Genomic DNA, 17,313 nt, shown 5'->3' on the forward strand with positions numbered 1-17,313 from the left:
AATTCTCCTCAAATATTTCACTGAGCTTTTCATTGATAAAGTTACGTCGCAGTTTCCTCCTACTGCGAATTATGAATTGTATGAGGTAAGTCTTTATTTCAACATTTGTATTATAAAAATAAATATATGTAAACAGTGTAAGAGATAAAAACTGCTGCTTCTTATTTAATTATTACTATTCCTGTTATTTTTCAAACCTGTAAAGAATGCATATAAGAGCTCTCTTTTTTATAAAGAAGGGTTTTTATAATCTCTGTTGAATTATTAACAATGGAGGTGATCTATTTATGCTGCAAGCAATGAATGAAAAAGGTGTGTTAGTCACTCTTCCACATGCTACAAGAAATGAAATAGCGGAATGGAAGAAAGCACAAACGGAATTTTATTGCCCAGCTTGTAAGGAAAGGGTGATGATGAAGGCAGGATCAAAGAATATTGCTCATTTTGCACATTATCAAGAAGGAGAGTGTATTGCAAAGGAAGGAGGAGAGGGAGCGTATCATGAAAAAGGAAAGCTGGCGCTATACGATTGGTTAAAAGGACAGCAAATAAATACACAAATGGAAGAATATCTTTCACAAATACAGCAACGTCCTGATATTCTTGTGAACTGGAAAGAAAGAAAAATAGCAGTTGAATTTCAATGTGTAAGAATTCCCATCGCAGTTATTCAAAAGAGAAATAAAGGCTATATGCGTGCCGGTATTATACCGATTTGGATTCTAGGCATGAATCTTTTCCAGCGGAAGACCGCCAATCAATTTAAAATAAACGACTTCCTCATCCAATTTTTCCACCAATTTTCCTCTGACTATCCTCTATGCATTTACTTTTTCTGTCCGGAAACATTTCAATTTTTAACCATCCACGATATTTATATTCTCCGAAAAGGCTTAGCTACAGGGAAGTTTCATATTCGATCTCTTTCTGCTATAGGATTCCTTGAGCTTTTTATATCCAAGAACTTAAAACCAGAGGAACTATATAACATGTGGATAAAAGAAAAGCAGCGATTTAGAGTTTATCAACCAAATCGACTTTTCGGAAGAGAGAGGAAATGGTATCAATGGCTTTATTTAAAAGGGCTGCACCGCGAAATACTACCTTCACTTATACATTTGCCTGTCTCTTTTCAAATGAGAATGAAAACCCCCCTATATGAATGGCAAAGTCGTCTGCTGTTGGATTATATTTCTCCTCTCCCTTTAGGAGCAAGCTTTACTCTCTCCTCCTGCCACATCTTTCTCCGGTTCCATCATCAACTGTCTCAGCAATTCCACCTATTGCATTCACCAGCTAATCCTATCCAAGAATATCTGGAACATTTAGTAACTCTAAAAATTCTCGGTAAGTCAAATGGAAAATATGTGAAACGGAGAGAATTTAAACAGCCTGTATCATTAGAAAACGCGCTCTTTGCTGACAAAGTTGTTTTGACAAAGCTATTCAATCAAAATCCAAGCATGATTCCCCGTTAATTCGTTATACTAAGTTTTAAGGATTCCTTTTTGCAGGATTTTTCTTTTGTGTTAACGAATTACTATATAAGGAAAGATTTTTTAATGGAATAGAAGGAGGAGCTTTTATGGCAAAATCAAAAACAAAAGCACTGCCAAAACGTGAAGAACTACCAGTAGAACGCACATGGAAATTAGAGGATATTTTCGCTACAGATGAAATATGGGAAAAAGAATTAAAACAACTACAAACTGATATTCCCAAAATAGAAGCGTATCAAGGGAAACTGGCTGAGTCATCCGATCAGTTGCTTGGTGTACTAAAGCTGCAAGATGAATTATCTGAGCGATTAGGAAAGCTATATACATATGCGCATATGCGCTATGACCAGGATACAACCAATTCACGGTACCAAGGACTAAATGCGCAAGCTGAAAACGTACTGACCATCGCTTCAAGTGCAATGAGTTTTATCGTTCCGGAAATTTTAACGATGGAGGAAACGAAGCTAAAGAACTTTTTAGAAGAGAACAAAGAGCTACAGGCATATCAAAAAACATTAGACGAAATTAATCGGCAGCGGCCACATATCTTGAGCGAAAAAGAAGAGGCGTTACTTGCTGAAGCATCTGATCCTATGTCAAGTGCTTCTCAAACATTCGGTATGTTGAATAATGCGGATTTAACGTTCCCAACAATTAAAAATGAAGACGGGGAAGAAGTTGACTTAACGCATGGCAGATATATTGGTTTTCTTGAATCAAAGGACCGAAGCGTAAGGGAAGCAGCTTTTAAAGGAATGTATGATACCTATGGGAAATTTAAGAATACTTTTTCTTCTACCCTAAGTGGTAATATTAAGAAAGATAACTTTTATGCTAAGGTACGTAATTATGAATCTGCAAGGCAGTCTGCTTTAGATGATAATAATATACCTGAAAAAGTGTACGATAATTTAGTTGAAGCTGTTAATGAAAAACTCCCATTACTTCATCGCTATGCGGAACTAAGAAAGAAAGTATTAAAACTCGATGAATTGCATATGTACGATCTATTTACACCACTTGTCCAGGATATAGATATGAAGATTCCATATGAAGAAGCACAGAAAAATGTTTTAGAAGCACTCGCTCCACTTGGAGAAGAATATGTAGATATTCTTAAAGAAGGTTATGAGAATCGTTGGATTGATGTAGAGGAAAATAAAGGAAAACGAAGTGGTGCTTATTCTTCAGGAGCATATGGTACCAACCCATATATATTATTAAATTGGCAGGATAACGTAAATGATATGTTTACACTAGCTCACGAGCTCGGGCATTCGGTTCATAGTTACTATACACGTAAATTTCAGCCATTCCGTTATGGAAACTATTCTATTTTTGTGGCAGAGGTTGCATCCACAACGAATGAAGCTTTGTTAAATGATTATATGTTGAACAATGTAGAGGATGAAAAACAAAAACTCTATTTGTTAAATCACTTTTTAGAAGGATTCCGTGGTACTGTATTCCGTCAGACGATGTTTGCAGAATTTGAACATGATATTCATGTAAGAGCACAAAATGGCGAAGCTTTAACTGCTGATAAGTTAACCGAACTTTATTATGATCTTAACAAAAAATACTTCGGTGATGCAGTCGTTTCAGATGAGGAAATCGGCTTAGAATGGGCGAGAATTCCACATTTTTATTACAATTACTATGTGTATCAATATGCCACAGGTTATTCTGCTGCAATGGCCCTATCAAATAATATTTTACATGGGAAAGAAGGCGCTGTAACTCGTTACCTTGATTTTCTGAAGGCGGGAAGTAGTGACTATCCAATCGAGGTACTTCAAAAAGCAGGTGTGGATATGACATCCAAACAACCTATTCTTGATGCACTGGATCTATTCGAAGAAAAACTAAATGAGATGGAAAAACTTTTATTGAAATAAGAAAAAAGCAGGATGGACCTAACTTGGTCGCACCCTGCTTTTTTAGGTTTTAATATAAATGTTGGGGTATTCAATGATATGGAGAATGGATAAATTGTGAAGTAACTTGATAGTACTGCAAACGGTCGTTCCGGAAAATAACTTATGGTGAAAGTTTGTGAATTTCTCCGGAGGATAATCTTGCTCTCCGGCTGATTAGTTTGTTCTCCAGCGGATAATTTCGCTCTGCAGCTGATTAATTGATTCTCCGGCAGATAGTTTTGCTCTGCAGCTGATTAATTCACTCTCCAGCGGATAATTTCGCTCTGCAGCCGATTAATTGATTCTCCGGCGGATTATCTCACTCTCCTGCTGATTAATTCACTCTCCGGCGGATTATCTCCGCTCCGCTCCTAATTGGCCCCACACTAGTTCACAGTTTCCTCCTACTATGAATAAACATAGTACCCCAACATTTACAGTAGAAATCGATTTTACATAGCAACTAGGGATTTACCGCATTCCGCGATAAACGCGTCTGGTTGTTCTGTTCGTAAATGAATATACTGTAAGGTAGATAGAAATAAATAATAAGGGCAATGTAATATAGAGGGGAATGATTGACATTAACCCAAGAATATTAATGAAAAAGGCAAACAAAGTTAATAATATAAACAAAAATGGGAGAATATTTTGCATGAACCATCACTCCTGTCAACTATTTAATCCTTATATATAATAATATGATGAGCTAAAAATAATTAGAAGTGACACTTTTGTGAAATCATGAACATACTTATTGATAGAAAGATAATTTGCTGTTATAGTATTACTTGTAAGATGACAAACAAAACCCCTTTGTTTGAATCATGAAACTTTCTCCCATCCCCCTTTGTATAAATACAAAGAGAGATAATAAGGATATACGCTGCCCCGTATATCCTTATTTTATTTCCATAAGTTTGTGATTTCTTGAACGAATAAATATATCTTAAAAACATCCCCCTTAATTTCATCTGAACACTACTCAAGTATCGATTATCTTATCCAATTTTAATTCATCTACATTTGATTTAAAAAAACATGGCGGGACGTAATTCCAGACTGCGCCAAAAGTAGTATATCCCCACGTTTTATTATAAATAAAAAATGAGCCTTACATCGGCTCACTTTACAATAAATAGTTCCAAAAATTCCCGTATTTTGCTGGTAGCTTACTTACCTTTCTTTTTAACTGCAGCTTCTTCATTTCTTTTTCAGCCTTTGCTACCGTCCAATCATAAACAACTGCTACTTCTTTTGTTGCAATACTGCCATACATGGCTACAAAATCCTCTAAAGGTGGCTTCTCGGATGGAATAGGTGATTTTTGCAGTATCTCTTTTAAGACCCTTACGTATATATCATATGGATATAAGCCGGATATCTTAATCCCTTGATCGTCACTCATTTGATTAAAAAATACGATTGTAGGAATATAATCGACTTCCATCTCTTGTGTTAATTTCAAGTCACATTGGAAGGCTTTTTTTGCAGATGCAGAATATAGGTCGTTTTCAAATTCATTTACATCCAGATTAGCTTCCTCTGCACATTGTAGCAGAACATCTTTTTCTGAGATATTTAGTTTGTTTAAAAAGGCATTCTCTTGAATTCTGCGCAAAAATACCTTTCCTGCTTTTTTACCTTGGAGCTCAGCTGCTTTTACAGCCAATGAGGCAATCCAAGGAGATGAAATAGGATTATCAATCCAAATATCGCCGTCACAACTCATTCCGGTTCGCTTTGCTGTTTTTTCCCAGATATCACGGAGTTTTATAGGTTTATCAAATTGGTCTTTATTTAAATGGTTTAAATGACCACTGACAATTGGCTGTATGGTAAAAAATCGACCATATTCAATAGTCAGCTTCTTAATATAGGGTTCGAGCGACCAGCATTCCGGGCATAGAGGGTCAACAAAAACATACATTTCAATTGGCTTCTGGACTAAATCGATATAGCTATATTTCGGCGATGTGTTTGTACAGGTTGAGCCATGAAGCTCACTTGAATTCCCACTCACATCGATTCTCCTTTCTCCTATTCTGGTGTGTTCATCATGTGATTTGCTGTTAGGGTCAATTTTTCAAATATAGCTGTACGGTACGGATCTTCAATTTCAGCTTCTTCGAGCGCTTCCTTCATACATTCAAGCCAAGCATCCCGGCGTGTGGGAGTTATTTCAAATGGCAGATGTCTTCTTCGCATCATTGGATGGCCACGTTCCTCTGAAAAAAGAGGAGGACCACCAAAGAACTGAGTGAGAAATAACGTTTGTTTTCTTGCAGTCTCAGTTAAGTCCTCTGGGAATATAGGTATAAGCTTGGGATGTACTCCCACTCGTTTATAAAATGCTTGCACAATCCGGTGAATGGCATCCGCACCACCAATGGCTTCATAAATGGAACCAGGTCTATTCATCAACATTACTCCTAGTAAAAATTATAAATGTAGTTAAAAATAATCAAGCATTTAATTCTACATAGCCAACAAGCCTTAATTGTATATATTGTAGCAACGTAAATGAACCTGGGCAACTAATCTGATTTATAGTTACTTTAATAAGTCTTAGAGGGTTTTGAAAAAACGCTGAATTTTATTTGGAGTCGTTCTTCTAGGTATTTGAAACTCCTTGAGGATTTGATTAAACCTCTTCTCACCCAACGCTTCTGAACTGGCTTCCAGTTCCAATTCATAGTCAGTTACTCCATTGTATGTGCTGTAGTCAAGGACAAGTACAATGTCTTGGTATTCTATTTCGTTTCGCTCAGTTATAAGACTTCCATAATAATGGAGTTCCTCTACAGCTATCCCTTTTTTCATTAATTGGGCCATTGTGTGGGGTTTGGGGATTGGTGAATCATTCATCCATTGATTTGCTTCCTCATGAATTAAATGATCATGTGTTTCCAGCAAGCCTGTTGAATGTGGCTCTTTTAATGTAAGCTTATACTGACCGTTTTTCTCTCTAATTCGTAAAGCGCATCCGTTTTTCTTTAACGAAAAATCCTTTGTTTCAAAATAATGATTAGTCTGTGTTTGAATAGAATTTGTAAAAGGTAAATGAGTTAACAGATGATTATATTCTTCTTCTGTAAGTAAATTTTTATATTCGATTTCAATTTCTTGTGCCACTAGTATTCCCCCTAACTTAAAAAGGTTACTATTGATTATGGCTAATTTAAAATAAATATGCAATGATTAGCCATTGTGTAAGATTATGATACAATAATGGGGATGAAACAGACAGGTGTTTAGTTAAACTTTTCAACGTAAGAATAATGCTGTTAAGTTCATTGTCAGCGTCGATCCTATCAAAAATGAAGGCTGACCTTACATAGCTTAAGGCGTCACTTTATTCGCTTGTATCTAAATTTATTAGAGTCGATGAAGACACATATGCTTTTCTTACAACTGAGGACCTGAAAAACAGGTGGTGTATAGATAATGAATTGGGGAGCAAAATTAGCACCTTATGCACAGGTGGTTGAAGAACTGAAAATAAAATTAAAAGGTATTCGTAAACAATTTGAATATGAATCAAGACACTCTCCGATTGAGTTTATAACTGGAAGAGTGAAACCCATTCCAAGCATTTTGGAAAAAGCGGAAGCTAGAGGAATTTCGCTTGAGAATATTGACCGGGATATGCAGGATATAGCTGGTGTACGAGTCGTATGTCAATTTGTTGACGATATTTATACAGTTGTTAAAATGATTCGTTCCCGACAGGATTTTAATATTATCGAAGAAAAGGATTATATATCTGAGAAGAAAGAAAGCGGTTATCGTTCTTATCATATTATAATTGACTATCCTGTGGAAACAATTGATGGAATGAAAAAGATTATTGCAGAAATACAAATTCGCACGTTAGCAATGAATTTCTGGGCTACAAATGAACATTCCTTGAATTATAAGTATAAAGGAAGAATTCCAACAGAAATTAAGGAAAGATTACAAAGGGCTGCAGAAGCAGCATTTAAATTAGATGAGGAAATGTCTGCAATCAAACATGAAGTTCAAGAGGCACAACGTATTTTTCATAGAAAATAATAACGGCAAACGTCTAAAAAAGGGGGATGATTAAAATGAAGTTTAAAATTGTATCAAAAGGCGATGAACGCTCGAACAGGATTAAAGCAACAATGAAGCAATATCTAATCGAATTTGATTTGGAGTATGATCGGAAGGAGCCGGATCTTGTTATTTCGGTTGGTGGAGATGGCACGCTCTTGGAGGCTTTCCATCGATATGTTCACAGACTTGATTCCACTGCATTTATTGGGGTACATACAGGGCACTTAGGCTTTTATGCAGACTGGGTTCCTGATGAAGTTGAAAAGCTAATCATTGAAATTGCCAAAACACCTTTTCAAGTAGTGGAATATCCACTGCTGGAGGTAACTATTCGTTCTAAAACCGGAGGAACAGAAGACCGTTTCCTGGCTTTAAACGAGGCTACAATTAAAACGGCTGACGGTTCAGTTGTTTTTGATGTGGAAATTAAGGGAGAACATTTCGAGACCTTCCGTGGAGACGGTTTATGTATTTCTACACCCTCAGGAAGTACAGCTTATAACAAAGCATTAGGTGGAGGGATTATCCATCCTTCCTTAGATGCTATCCAACTAACAGAAATGGCATCAATTAATAATCGGGTATTCCGTACGATAGGATCCCCACTAATTTTACCGAAGCACCATACCGCGCTTTTAAAGCCAATGGTTGACCGCAGCTTTTTAATTGCAATTGATCATTTTACAACTAATTATGTAAATGTGAAATCCATTCAGTGTCGGGTTGCGGAAGAAAGAATTCGTTTTGCAAGATTTCGGCCATTTCCATTTTGGAATCGTGTGCGCGATTCCTTTGTGGCAGAAGAAGATGATTAATAGGGAAAACGAATGAAGATACATGGAATGGAAGATTAAACCCATTGATGAAGGTAAACAAATTCGAGAATATTTACAAGAAGTGCAAGGGTTCTCGAAACGAATTATGAAGGCTTTGAAGTATGAAGGGGGAGAAATACTCGTTAACGGGAATCCGGAAACAGTTACATTTAAATTATCAACGGGAGATACGTTGTCGATTTTATTTCCTCCTGAGAAAAAGGGTAGCTATATGAAGGCGGAAAATATCCCGTTGAATGTTGTGTATGAAGATGAAGAGCTTCTGGTGTTAAATAAATCTGCCGGTATGCCGGTTAGTCCTTCATATCAACATACTTCTGGAACGGTTGCCAATGGACTGCTTGGTTATTATGAAAAGAAGAACATTCCCTACACTATTCATATTGTAACCAGGCTGGATCGGGACACTTCCGGCTTGATGCTCGTTGCAAAGCATCGTTACAGTCATTCTTTATTGTCACTTCAACAAAAAACAGGAACAGTGAAAAGAAAATATAAAGCAATTTTAGAAGGTAGCTTACCTGAGAAAAGTGGAATTATAGTAGCTCCTATCGGGAGAAAAGAAGGCTCTATCATTGAAAGAACGGTTGAAGAAAACGGAAAACATGCAATCACTCATTACCAAATTACTAAGGAATTGCTAGAGCATTCTCTTGCTGCTGTTCAGCTTGAAACAGGAAGGACACACCAAATTAGGGTACATTTTTCTTATATGGGTTGTCCGCTGGCAGGAGACGATCTTTATGGTGGATCCAGACAATGGATGAACAGGCAAGCTCTTCATTGTGATGAGCTTTCTTTTATACACCCTTTTACGAAAGAGCAAATGCAGTTCTGTGCACCACTACCGCCAGATATGCAGGCAATGGTGCACAGCACTAGTCAAAAGAGCTGAATTTCTCTTCAACATAAGGTTGTTTTGAGGGAATTGCAATGGTTGTTTCTTCTGGCAAACGAAAAGCAGTTAACGCATTCCCAAAAACACAACCAGTGTCAATATTAATTGTTTTATTAACGATTCGTGGTTTCTTGACTGGTGTATGACCATATACAATCCAGTCAGAACCATGATAATGTTGGGCCCAATCTCGTCTTACAGGTCGGCCATCCTCATGCTTTTCACCAGTAATATCTCCATATAAGACGAAGGTCTTTACTTTTTTATCTGTTCGTCCTATATAGGAAGTCTTAATTCCTGCATGTGCAATAACAGCATGAACTTCCGGAAGCTGCAGATAGAGTTCAGATGCTTCATACAATTCCATGAACTGGTTTTTTATTTTCTTTTGTTGATCATCTGAAAGTGATTTGTATTCCGATACAGTGGTTTCTAACCCGTTATTTTGTTTCACCTTATTCCCAAGGAAATAGCGGTATAGCTTGTTGCAATGATTTCCTGGAACATAATAAGCTTTTTTCGTTGCAACTACCATTTCGTAAACAAGCTGTATGACTTTCATGGAGGCAGGGCCGCGATCTGTAATGTCACCAAGAAAGACAGGTATTCTTCCTTCGGGATGCGTGTATGTTGTGTCATTTTTACGGTATCCTAGCTTTTGAAGTAATTCTTTTAATTCTTCCAGGCAACCATGAACGTCACCTATCACATCGATCTTCATTATCCTGACCACCTTTATAGCGTGTATTTTTCTGTAATTATAGTTGATTTCATAATAAAATTGAATTATTATTATCGAGGCGAACGTACAGTCTTGTAAATAGTATTGGCTGTTTTAGTAATAATTTATTAGGGAAAATAATTACGTAGGCTTTCTGTTTGATGAAAGGGTGTATAAAAATGGAATCTACAAACCGATATGACGAGAACTATGAATCACAATATGAAGTTCATTGGGAGAAATTACAACAGGAATTAGCGAATGAAAATCTGGAAGAATTCCGAACTGAATTTATGGACATGCACCCATATGACCAAGCAATGTTTTTTATGGAACAAGAGAAAAACATTCGCCTGCAAATTTATTCCTATTTATCACCTGATGAGATAGCTGAAATTATGGAAAGTATCGAGTTGGAGGATACAACCTCCTATATTACAGAAATGGATCCTCGCTTCGCCTCTATGGTATTAGAAAAGATGGCGGCAGATAACGCAGTAGATATATTAAACGAATTGGAAAAGGATCAGGTAGCAAGCTTCCTTACCATCATGGATAAAGATGCTGCCGATGAAATAAAACAGCTCCTGCATTATGAGGAAAAAACTGCAGGAAGTATTATGACTACGGAGTTTGTAGCTATATTTAAAACAAATACTGCCAGACAAGCGATGCAGCATCTCAAGGAAGAGGCCCCTGATGCGGAAACCATTTATTATTTATATGTACTTGATGATGAGAAGCGGTTGGTTGGTGTACTTTCTTTAAGAGATTTAATTATCGCGGATGAGGAAACTAGAATTGAAGAAATTATGAGTGAGAAGATTGTAGCTGTATCCGTAGGTAAAGATCAAGAAGATGTTGCTCAGATGATCAGAGACTACGACTTTTTAGCATTACCAGTTGTTGACTTTCAGGAGCATTTATTAGGAATTATCACTGTCGATGATATTTTAGATGTTATGGATGAAGAAGCAAGTGATGATTATTCCAAGCTTGCGGGGGTATCTGAGATCGATCGCCCCGACGATAGTGCCTTTCTTTCAGCAAAAAAAAGACTGCCTTGGTTAATTATATTATCATTTTTAGGCATGCTTACAGCAAGCTTAATTGGCAGATTTGAAGATACACTTGATCAAGTCGCTGTTTTGGCTATCTTCATTCCGCTTATTGCCGGAATGGCGGGTAATACAGGAACTCAAGCTCTTGCTGTTGCTGTACGTGGCCTGGCAACAGGGGATTATGGCAAGCAAGGGAAGATTAAACTGATTATTCGAGAGGCTGGCACGGGAGTAATTACTGGTACGGTCTGCGGAATAGTAATCACAGGTATTGTCTACCTATGGAAAGGGGATATTTACTTAGGATTACTAGTTGGATTCTCCATCACGGCTTCTCTTGTAGTGGCAACTATCGCAGGCTCTCTTGTACCTGTTTTGATGGATAAAATGAATATTGACCCTGCGGTAGCATCAGGGCCATTTATCACTACAATTAATGATATTATCTCTGTATTGATTTATTTTGGAATGGCCACTGCATTTATGGGTTTTCTTGTTTAAAAAAGCTTTCAGGATAGAAGAAAAAAACCGAGTTCCGAGGAATGTTTAAATATATTTCTCATGAACTCGGTTTTTTAGTCGTTCGGAAATATGGTTTTTTAATATATACGTTTAGGGTTACCCATTGATTCGCAAAATGAATAAAATGCGAACTAACTTAGTTGTTTGTAAATGATCGTTTCGGAAAATACACTTCGCTCTTGTGCTCGGAGGTGAGGAAGTATACCTCTTGTAATAGGATTATAACTACTAAAAAGTTATCTCAATACGCTTAGAAGATCACCTATCGCCATTGATTTCCATTACAGATGGACGCTTTCCGCCGGCATGGCTTCAGCCGCTTCCTCCGCTACGCTCCGTGCAGGGTCTTCAGCTCATGCTATTCCGGCAGGAGTCGCCATCTTCCATTCCAATCAATTGGTATAGACTTTTATCTAAGTATAGAGTTTGCTCAATTATTTTTTGTTACAAATATATTATCACTTCGATATTCCTAACGCATCCTAGCGAAGGGAAAATATGAAGACTCCAGCGGGAAAAGCGAGACTAGCGAGACCCCACAGAACGAAACGTTAGTGGAGTTCGAGGAGGCTCGCAGGCCGCCCGCGGAAAGCGTAATATTTTCCCGTAGCGAGATTAGAATCCTTCAACTGCATAGGAAGTGGGGGCGTAAGCGATAACGTTTGTACTATAAAATGACCACGCCAACCCTAGCTATAGGCCAAAACACATTTCAATTAGGCAGTTCATATAATATGCTGAGGAATGATATGTAAGGGAGAGATACATGATGGCAAGAAAGAAATTCGCGAAAGACCCAATGTTATATATTCATCAACCACAGGTAGAAAGACCTCAAGCACCGATGCAGGATCAATATATTTCACCTAGGAAAACAAAAGAGCCAGTCTCTGCAGATGAATTAGCTGAAACGTCTAAAAACCATTCTAATCCTGTAAGAAAGAAAAGAAACTTTTTTACAGAGGAATCTAAGCAGGATAGAAACGAGGTTGCTAAAGAAGAGGCTGTACAATCTAAAGAAATTCAAAAAGATGAAGCAATCTCTGAAAAGGAACAAAACGAGAGGAGAGAAACAGACCAGCCGCCTGTAAAAGAGAAAACAAAGTTTAAAGATATGAGCATAGAAGAGAAAATTCAATATCTAGTAAACTCCCCCGTCCATGCCCCTGACCTACGCTGTGAAGTTAAAACAGAAAAACGCAACTATCGTGGGGTAATTAAAGATAGCAAGGATGAAGTAGTTATCATGCGTGTAGGTAAACGCACGAATGACACAGAAATTCCGATAAATGATATTCTCGCTATTCGAATGATAGGTTTTTAATAAGAAAAAAACACCATGGGAAAGCCCCATGGTGTTTTATAATGCGTAAACTTTGAATTAGAATGCACTAATAGCTGGTAGGCAAGTGACATGGCAGAAGCAATTCAAATCTACAGTAATACAAATGCCAGTTGCACGAAGTGGCTTTGTATCTTGTTCTACTGGATTATCCGGATTTGGATTATTATCATGTGGATCTCTTAGCAATTCAAGTACAGCACAGCAATCGTCGTCTACCTTTTTAACGCGGAAGAAGAAGCTTGCCATCATGTCGCCGATATCGTCTGGATCAGCACCAAACCCTTTGAATGGTTTACATCCTTCTTTACAGTACAAAATGACAGGTACTGTATCTAAACCATTCCCATTATCTGATTCACCTAACAAATCACTAATGGACCTTTCGCAGCTTGTTACACAGCAATTTTCTACTACATCTTGTTGCGCCTCAACAATATCCTTTAGGATATCACAGACACAGTTTCCTGTTGAAAAATCTTTTCCACAACCCATAAATTAAAACTCCTTTCAATATTTATTGACTCAGTTGTCTTTAATAGAATATGTGTTTACATCTATAGTGTGTGGGCGATTGAAGGGAGTTTACCGAAGACATATATCTTGTTGATTTCATTTGGATTAGGGCGAATGACTATACCAATTCTTAATGTCTACATAGACTAATATCGACCATAAATTTGTAAGGAGGAACATAAATGTCAGAGAAAAAACAAGTTATCCATGTTAAGGATTTGGTTATTAAGGCAGACAATGTATATGTAGAACCTACCAATCAAAGAAGACCACGGGACGTTTATCCATTCTTCGGTAGGCCGAGATGGGACGAACGAGATGAGAAAGAAAAGGAATCATCCGAGGAGAGAGAGCACTACGGAGAAAGCGGAGAACATTCTGAACATGAGGAAGAACGTAGAAGGCCATTTTGGTTTTAAAAAAAGCAACCACACGTTGGTTGCTTTTTTAAGGAGTTATGTTATATGAGAAAGCCGTCAATTCCATGGATGAAGCATTTTAAAGCAATTGAAAAGCATTTGGATAAAAACGAAAAGTACTTCCAAGCCCTTGAGAAAAAGATGGCAGAATGGGATAAGGAAAAAGCAACTTTAGAAAGCGAAATGGATAAATGGAATAAAGGTTTTTTGAATAAAATTTCTGCATTTGAGAAGTGGATTCATGAATTAGAGAAAAAAATGGAAAAATAATATTTTGAAGAAGGGTTAATTTTTTGTGAAAAGGGTATATATAATTAACTAATGATACGAATAATATAATAATTCAAGTAACTATAAGGGGGGAGAGTAATGGGATACATTTTACCAGTAACCAACTATCAGTATAGTGATTATCATGTACGTATGACGGAAAGAAAACGAAAACCGTTTTATATTGAGAAACCATTTAAAGTAGTTTTGGAAAAGGAACATCAGGAAATCTCTAAAGAACACGAGCGATTGACTCCTGGATATTATCAACCAGTTTCTTATTCCTCCCAGCAAAATGCTTTTTCAAATGTAAGCGAAAAGGGTATGTATTTTAACGAAATGGCATAGAAAAAATCAAGGTTTAATTAAACCTTGATTTTTTCTTTTCAGTAACTACTCTTTAAATTTAATATGTTCCCTGTTGATGAAAGGAAGGACGAGTAAATCCTTACCTTTCATATACTCTGCATAGAAAATATCCTCTGTTTTCTCGTATCCTTGCTTTTTGACTTCTTCCAAGAGCCATTCCTCAGAGAGGTTGTGCTCTTTTAAGTTATCATAAATGATCTCTCCATCATTAATTAGAGTAATGGACAAATGAACTTCCGGTTGAGAAACATTCATATCCTTTTTGTTTGGTATTTGAAATGCTGGTTTCTTTAAGACAGATACAGTCCCATCCGTTTCTAACAATGCATATTCTACTTCTCGAATGGAAAACGTATCCTTCGATCGAAGCATATTTTGGAGTTGATTAATATCCAGATTATTCTTTTTCATTGTATCCCTAATTAACTTGCCCTGATATATAACGATTTCCGGGTTTCCTTCAAGTAAATGGCGGGTTCTCTTGAATTTCTGGGTAATAATTTCCGTAATATATAGTAGAATACCCCAAAGTGCAACAACAAATGCAATTTCGGCAACTCCTGCTTCATCATCGAAGAGAGCATTACCTACAAGCTCTCCAAGGATTAATGCGGAAATGAAGTCGAATGCAGTAAGCTGCGAAATCTGGGTTTTTCCTAATACTTTAGCTAAAATGAACAAGGAAAAAAACCCAAATAAAGTTTCATAAAACATGGAAAAATATGCCTGCATTATAGATCCCCCTGTAAGCCGATTTATGCTTAGCTTAACCTGGAGCCATTCTTTTCATTCGCTGGATAAATAATTAGCAGAGAAATTCTGAAAAAGGTGAATAAAATCATCTAGCTATTTGATATAGGAGTTGAGACTAAACCACTGGAGAAAGAAGTAGGAGGAGTTCCTCCACGGAAAAGCATTAGGCAAAAATAAGCCCTCGAAGAAAAGCTGCCAAGCTGCAGGACAATTCAATTATTGCTATAAAAAGGAGCACCCACTAATACCGGGTGCTCCTTTTTATAGTTCCTTTACCATGGTTACATGAGGTATTCCTGCATCCATGAATTCATCCGAAACGGTTTGGTAACCTAATTTTTTATAAAAGTTTTCTGCTTGTATTTGTCCATTAAGTTTTGCTTTTTTATAGCCTTGAGCTACAATTTCTTTTTCCATTGTTTCGATCATTTGCCTTCCAAAGGATTTTCCACGATGTTCCTTCAAAATGCAGATTCGTTCCAATTTCCCATATGTATCTACAAAACGAAGGCGACTGGCAGCAATTGGCTCAGCCCCTTCGTAGCCTACAAAATGAATGGAGTGTGCATCATGTTCATCCATTTCTTCTTCTGGAGAAACTTGTTGTTCATCTACAAATACGACCATGCGGACGTGATATGCTTGCTCTAACTCTTGTTGGCTTTCTACTTTTTTAATTTTCACAGGCTTTCCTTCCCAAACACAAATGACTCATAAACAGTCCAGGAACCATTATCCAATTGATACATTAATTGAAATCGATCAATTGTATCTTCCATTTCAAATTTCTTCATATTTAAGCTGCCAAAAACATCCGAATATTCGTCATCAAGTAATTTCTGTGCAATTGTAATATGTGGAACAAATGCATATTCTTGATTATTAAGGAACTTACCTTGATGCATTTTTTCGTATAGATCAATTAACTCTTGTCTTGGTTCAACTTTCAGGTAAATAGTGTTGGTGACTGGTGAGAATGTGCTTACTTTATTAATATTAATAGTAAAAGGGTCTGATTCATTTGCGATTTTCTTTAACTCAACAACCAATTCATCTAAAGTACCTTCATCGGCTGTGAAGGCCTCTTTTAAAGTAATATGTGGTGGAATTAAAGCATAATGCGGATCATAACGCTTTCTGTATGAATTTGCCTCATCTTGAATGGCTTTGGAAGGAAAAATAACGATACCATATTTCATAATGAAAAACCTCCTATTGTAGTTTTACTTACTTCATGGTAGTCTGTGCTCGCTGCTTTAATTTTTTCTGTTTACAGTGGTCTTGAATTGAAGTTATTTCCTATTATAACAAAAAACTCAAAAATAAGAGATTTTTTTGTGTTTATTAAAATAAAATTTACTCTTCAAACATTGTTGTTAACAACCGCTTCATATCCTTTTGCCAATATTTCCAAGTATGTTGCCCGCCTTCCAATTCATGGTACGTGTAGGTGGAGCCTTTCTCTTTTAATGCTTCCTTTAATGTACGGTTTGGCTTAACAAAATCCATTTGTTTACCATCCGTCGTGTCCACATTGGTTTCGTCTGTACCAATCGTATGGTAAATGTCGATGGAGTGAATATCTTTGGCATTCTCTAATGCATCCAACACGGTTTCATCTACATAAGGAGATTGCATAATTACTTTTCCAAATGTATTTGGGTATTTTAAAGCCGTCATAAATGCAAGCGTACCAGCAAGAGAATCTCCCATTAATGCCCTCGATTGCCCCATGTGATAAGTCGGAAGGATGTCATCCAACAATGGCACCACCTCATTCACAAGAAATTTGGTGTAAGCTTCATTTTGTTTTCCACTTGGATGATATTTTTCTCTACGATCAAATTTATCCTTATAATGAATGCCTATAAAGACAGTGTTAGTGATTTCCTCTGCTTCATGCAGACGGTCACTTAATGTAGCAATTCTCCCCATTTGGAAGTAATCATTTCCATCCTGCATGATGCAGATATTGTACTTATACAATGGTGAGAATGTTTCCGGCTGATACATTTTCAATGTCATAGTTTCTTCTAAATATTTGCTTTCAATCGTTTCTTCTATCATTTTTCCTTTTCTGCCCATGTATAACACCTCAGAACTTT

Annotated in this window: 20 protein-coding genes; 10 read left to right on the forward strand and 10 right to left on the reverse strand. The window is 36.9% G+C overall.

Annotated elements, in window-relative coordinates:
- Positions 1-287: 287 nt before the first annotated feature.
- Positions 288-1,478 carry a competence protein CoiA gene (locus JCM12304_RS09325; protein WP_060679985.1) on the forward strand — a complete coding sequence of 397 codons (1,191 nt, stop codon included), beginning with the start codon at positions 288-290 and terminating at the stop codon, positions 1,476-1,478.
- Between the two features lie 107 nt (positions 1,479-1,585).
- Positions 1,586-3,400, forward strand: a complete 1,815-nt coding sequence (gene pepF / locus JCM12304_RS09330) for an oligoendopeptidase F (protein ID WP_060679988.1) — start codon at positions 1,586-1,588, stop codon at positions 3,398-3,400.
- Between the two features lie 492 nt (positions 3,401-3,892).
- Here pepF and JCM12304_RS20490 read toward each other — a convergent pair whose 3' ends face one another.
- The 4 genes from JCM12304_RS20490 to JCM12304_RS09345 form a co-directional block, all read right to left on the reverse strand.
- Positions 3,893-4,078 (reverse strand): hypothetical protein, encoded by a 186-nt coding sequence (locus JCM12304_RS20490; protein ID WP_071648454.1) that lies wholly within the window; start codon positions 4,076-4,078, stop codon positions 3,893-3,895.
- Positions 4,079-4,550: 472 nt separating this feature from the next.
- Complete coding sequence (locus tag JCM12304_RS09335; protein ID WP_019378858.1) at positions 4,551-5,444, reverse strand: ClpXP adapter SpxH family protein; 894 nt, start codon at positions 5,442-5,444, stop codon at positions 4,551-4,553.
- A 17-nt stretch (positions 5,445-5,461) separates the two neighbouring features.
- Positions 5,462-5,842, reverse strand: a complete 381-nt coding sequence (locus JCM12304_RS09340; RefSeq protein ID WP_019378859.1) for a globin domain-containing protein — start codon at positions 5,840-5,842, stop codon at positions 5,462-5,464.
- A gap of 147 nt (positions 5,843-5,989) precedes the next feature.
- On the reverse strand, positions 5,990-6,556 hold the full coding sequence (locus JCM12304_RS09345; RefSeq protein ID WP_060679990.1) for a CYTH domain-containing protein: 567 nt from the start codon (positions 6,554-6,556) through the stop codon (positions 5,990-5,992).
- Positions 6,557-6,868: 312 nt separating this feature from the next.
- Here JCM12304_RS09345 and yjbM point away from each other — a divergent pair, with 312 nt between their 5' ends.
- The 3 genes from yjbM to JCM12304_RS09360 are packed head-to-tail and all read left to right on the forward strand — an operon-like array spanning position 6,869 to position 9,232.
- Positions 6,869-7,477, forward strand: a complete 609-nt coding sequence (yjbM, locus tag JCM12304_RS09350; protein ID WP_019378861.1) for a GTP diphosphokinase — start codon at positions 6,869-6,871, stop codon at positions 7,475-7,477.
- A gap of 35 nt (positions 7,478-7,512) precedes the next feature.
- Entirely contained in the window at positions 7,513-8,316 is an 804-nt protein-coding gene (locus JCM12304_RS09355) for an NAD kinase (protein ID WP_019378862.1), read from the forward strand.
- 22 nt (positions 8,317-8,338) lie between these two features.
- Positions 8,339-9,232, forward strand: a complete 894-nt coding sequence (locus tag JCM12304_RS09360; RefSeq protein ID WP_060679992.1) for an RluA family pseudouridine synthase — start codon at positions 8,339-8,341, stop codon at positions 9,230-9,232.
- Here the strand turns inward: JCM12304_RS09360 and prpE are convergent.
- Entirely contained in the window at positions 9,216-9,956 is a 741-nt protein-coding gene (gene prpE, locus JCM12304_RS09365) for a bis(5'-nucleosyl)-tetraphosphatase PrpE (RefSeq protein WP_060679994.1), read from the reverse strand. The two genes, JCM12304_RS09360 and prpE, sit on opposite strands and share 17 nt — an antisense overlap.
- A gap of 179 nt (positions 9,957-10,135) precedes the next feature.
- On the opposite strand from prpE, the gene mgtE reads away from it, so the two are divergent.
- Positions 10,136-11,518, forward strand: a complete 1,383-nt coding sequence (mgtE, locus tag JCM12304_RS09370; RefSeq protein ID WP_019378865.1) for a magnesium transporter — start codon at positions 10,136-10,138, stop codon at positions 11,516-11,518.
- Positions 11,519-12,308: 790 nt separating this feature from the next.
- Positions 12,309-12,863 carry a CotO family spore coat protein gene (locus JCM12304_RS09375; RefSeq protein ID WP_060679996.1) on the forward strand — a complete coding sequence of 185 codons (555 nt, stop codon included), beginning with the start codon at positions 12,309-12,311 and terminating at the stop codon, positions 12,861-12,863.
- 57 nt (positions 12,864-12,920) lie between these two features.
- Here JCM12304_RS09375 and JCM12304_RS09380 read toward each other — a convergent pair whose 3' ends face one another.
- Positions 12,921-13,376 (reverse strand): CotY/CotZ family spore coat protein, encoded by a 456-nt coding sequence (locus tag JCM12304_RS09380; RefSeq protein ID WP_019378867.1) that lies wholly within the window; start codon positions 13,374-13,376, stop codon positions 12,921-12,923.
- Positions 13,377-13,579: 203 nt separating this feature from the next.
- Here JCM12304_RS09380 and JCM12304_RS09385 point away from each other — a divergent pair, with 203 nt between their 5' ends.
- The 3 genes from JCM12304_RS09385 to JCM12304_RS09395 all read left to right on the forward strand — a co-directional run bounded on the left by JCM12304_RS09385 (position 13,580) and on the right by JCM12304_RS09395 (position 14,434).
- Positions 13,580-13,816, forward strand: a complete 237-nt coding sequence (locus JCM12304_RS09385) for a hypothetical protein (RefSeq protein WP_019378868.1) — start codon at positions 13,580-13,582, stop codon at positions 13,814-13,816.
- 45 nt (positions 13,817-13,861) lie between these two features.
- Complete coding sequence (locus JCM12304_RS09390) at positions 13,862-14,086, forward strand: hypothetical protein (RefSeq protein ID WP_060679998.1); 225 nt, start codon at positions 13,862-13,864, stop codon at positions 14,084-14,086.
- Between the two features lie 99 nt (positions 14,087-14,185).
- A complete protein-coding gene (locus tag JCM12304_RS09395; protein ID WP_060680000.1) occupies positions 14,186-14,434 on the forward strand; it encodes a hypothetical protein in 249 nt (82 codons plus the stop codon).
- 45 nt (positions 14,435-14,479) lie between these two features.
- Here JCM12304_RS09395 and JCM12304_RS09400 read toward each other — a convergent pair whose 3' ends face one another.
- From JCM12304_RS09400 to JCM12304_RS09415, 4 genes are all read right to left on the reverse strand, one after another.
- Positions 14,480-15,187 (reverse strand): DUF421 domain-containing protein, encoded by a 708-nt coding sequence (locus JCM12304_RS09400; protein ID WP_019378871.1) that lies wholly within the window; start codon positions 15,185-15,187, stop codon positions 14,480-14,482.
- 282 nt (positions 15,188-15,469) lie between these two features.
- The gene (locus JCM12304_RS09405; protein WP_060680002.1) at positions 15,470-15,892 is read right to left on the reverse strand and encodes a GNAT family N-acetyltransferase; all 423 of its coding nucleotides are present in this window, start codon (positions 15,890-15,892) and stop codon (positions 15,470-15,472) included.
- On the reverse strand, positions 15,889-16,407 hold the full coding sequence (locus JCM12304_RS09410; RefSeq protein WP_060680005.1) for a YjcG family protein: 519 nt from the start codon (positions 16,405-16,407) through the stop codon (positions 15,889-15,891). Before JCM12304_RS09410 ends, JCM12304_RS09405 begins: the two co-directional genes overlap by 4 nt.
- Positions 16,408-16,564: 157 nt before the next feature.
- Positions 16,565-17,293, reverse strand: coding sequence for an alpha/beta hydrolase (locus JCM12304_RS09415; RefSeq protein WP_019378874.1), 729 nt, complete (start codon positions 17,291-17,293; stop codon positions 16,565-16,567).
- Positions 17,294-17,313: the final 20 nt, after the last annotated feature.

This window comes from Virgibacillus halodenitrificans JCM 12304, from assembly GCF_001310895.1.
Classification (GTDB): Bacteria; Bacillota; Bacilli; order Bacillales; family Amphibacillaceae; genus Virgibacillus_Q; species Virgibacillus_Q halodenitrificans.

Excerpts from the sequence above, each read along its gene's own strand:
- JCM12304_RS09325 (WP_060679985.1), top strand. The coding sequence starts at position 288 with ATGCTGCAAGCAATGAATGAAAAAGGTGTGTTAGTCACTCTTCCACAT.
- pepF (WP_060679988.1), top strand. The coding sequence starts at position 1,586 with ATGGCAAAATCAAAAACAAAAGCACTGCCAAAACGTGAAGAACTACCA.
- JCM12304_RS20490 (WP_071648454.1), bottom strand. The coding sequence starts at position 4,078 with ATGCAAAATATTCTCCCATTTTTGTTTATATTATTAACTTTGTTTGCC.
- JCM12304_RS09340 (WP_019378859.1), bottom strand. The coding sequence starts at position 5,842 with ATGAATAGACCTGGTTCCATTTATGAAGCCATTGGTGGTGCGGATGCC.
- yjbM (WP_019378861.1), top strand. The coding sequence starts at position 6,869 with ATGAATTGGGGAGCAAAATTAGCACCTTATGCACAGGTGGTTGAAGAA.
- JCM12304_RS09355 (WP_019378862.1), top strand. The coding sequence starts at position 7,513 with ATGAAGTTTAAAATTGTATCAAAAGGCGATGAACGCTCGAACAGGATT.
- JCM12304_RS09360 (WP_060679992.1), top strand. The coding sequence starts at position 8,339 with ATGGAATGGAAGATTAAACCCATTGATGAAGGTAAACAAATTCGAGAA.
- prpE (WP_060679994.1), bottom strand. The coding sequence starts at position 9,956 with ATGAAGATCGATGTGATAGGTGACGTTCATGGTTGCCTGGAAGAATTA.
- mgtE (WP_019378865.1), top strand. The coding sequence starts at position 10,136 with ATGGAATCTACAAACCGATATGACGAGAACTATGAATCACAATATGAA.
- JCM12304_RS09375 (WP_060679996.1), top strand. The coding sequence starts at position 12,309 with ATGGCAAGAAAGAAATTCGCGAAAGACCCAATGTTATATATTCATCAA.
- JCM12304_RS09380 (WP_019378867.1), bottom strand. The coding sequence starts at position 13,376 with ATGGGTTGTGGAAAAGATTTTTCAACAGGAAACTGTGTCTGTGATATC.
- JCM12304_RS09385 (WP_019378868.1), top strand. The coding sequence starts at position 13,580 with ATGTCAGAGAAAAAACAAGTTATCCATGTTAAGGATTTGGTTATTAAG.
- JCM12304_RS09390 (WP_060679998.1), top strand. The coding sequence starts at position 13,862 with ATGAGAAAGCCGTCAATTCCATGGATGAAGCATTTTAAAGCAATTGAA.
- JCM12304_RS09395 (WP_060680000.1), top strand. The coding sequence starts at position 14,186 with ATGGGATACATTTTACCAGTAACCAACTATCAGTATAGTGATTATCAT.
- JCM12304_RS09400 (WP_019378871.1), bottom strand. The coding sequence starts at position 15,187 with ATGCAGGCATATTTTTCCATGTTTTATGAAACTTTATTTGGGTTTTTT.
- JCM12304_RS09410 (WP_060680005.1), bottom strand. The coding sequence starts at position 16,407 with ATGAAATATGGTATCGTTATTTTTCCTTCCAAAGCCATTCAAGATGAG.
- JCM12304_RS09415 (WP_019378874.1), bottom strand. The coding sequence starts at position 17,293 with ATGGGCAGAAAAGGAAAAATGATAGAAGAAACGATTGAAAGCAAATAT.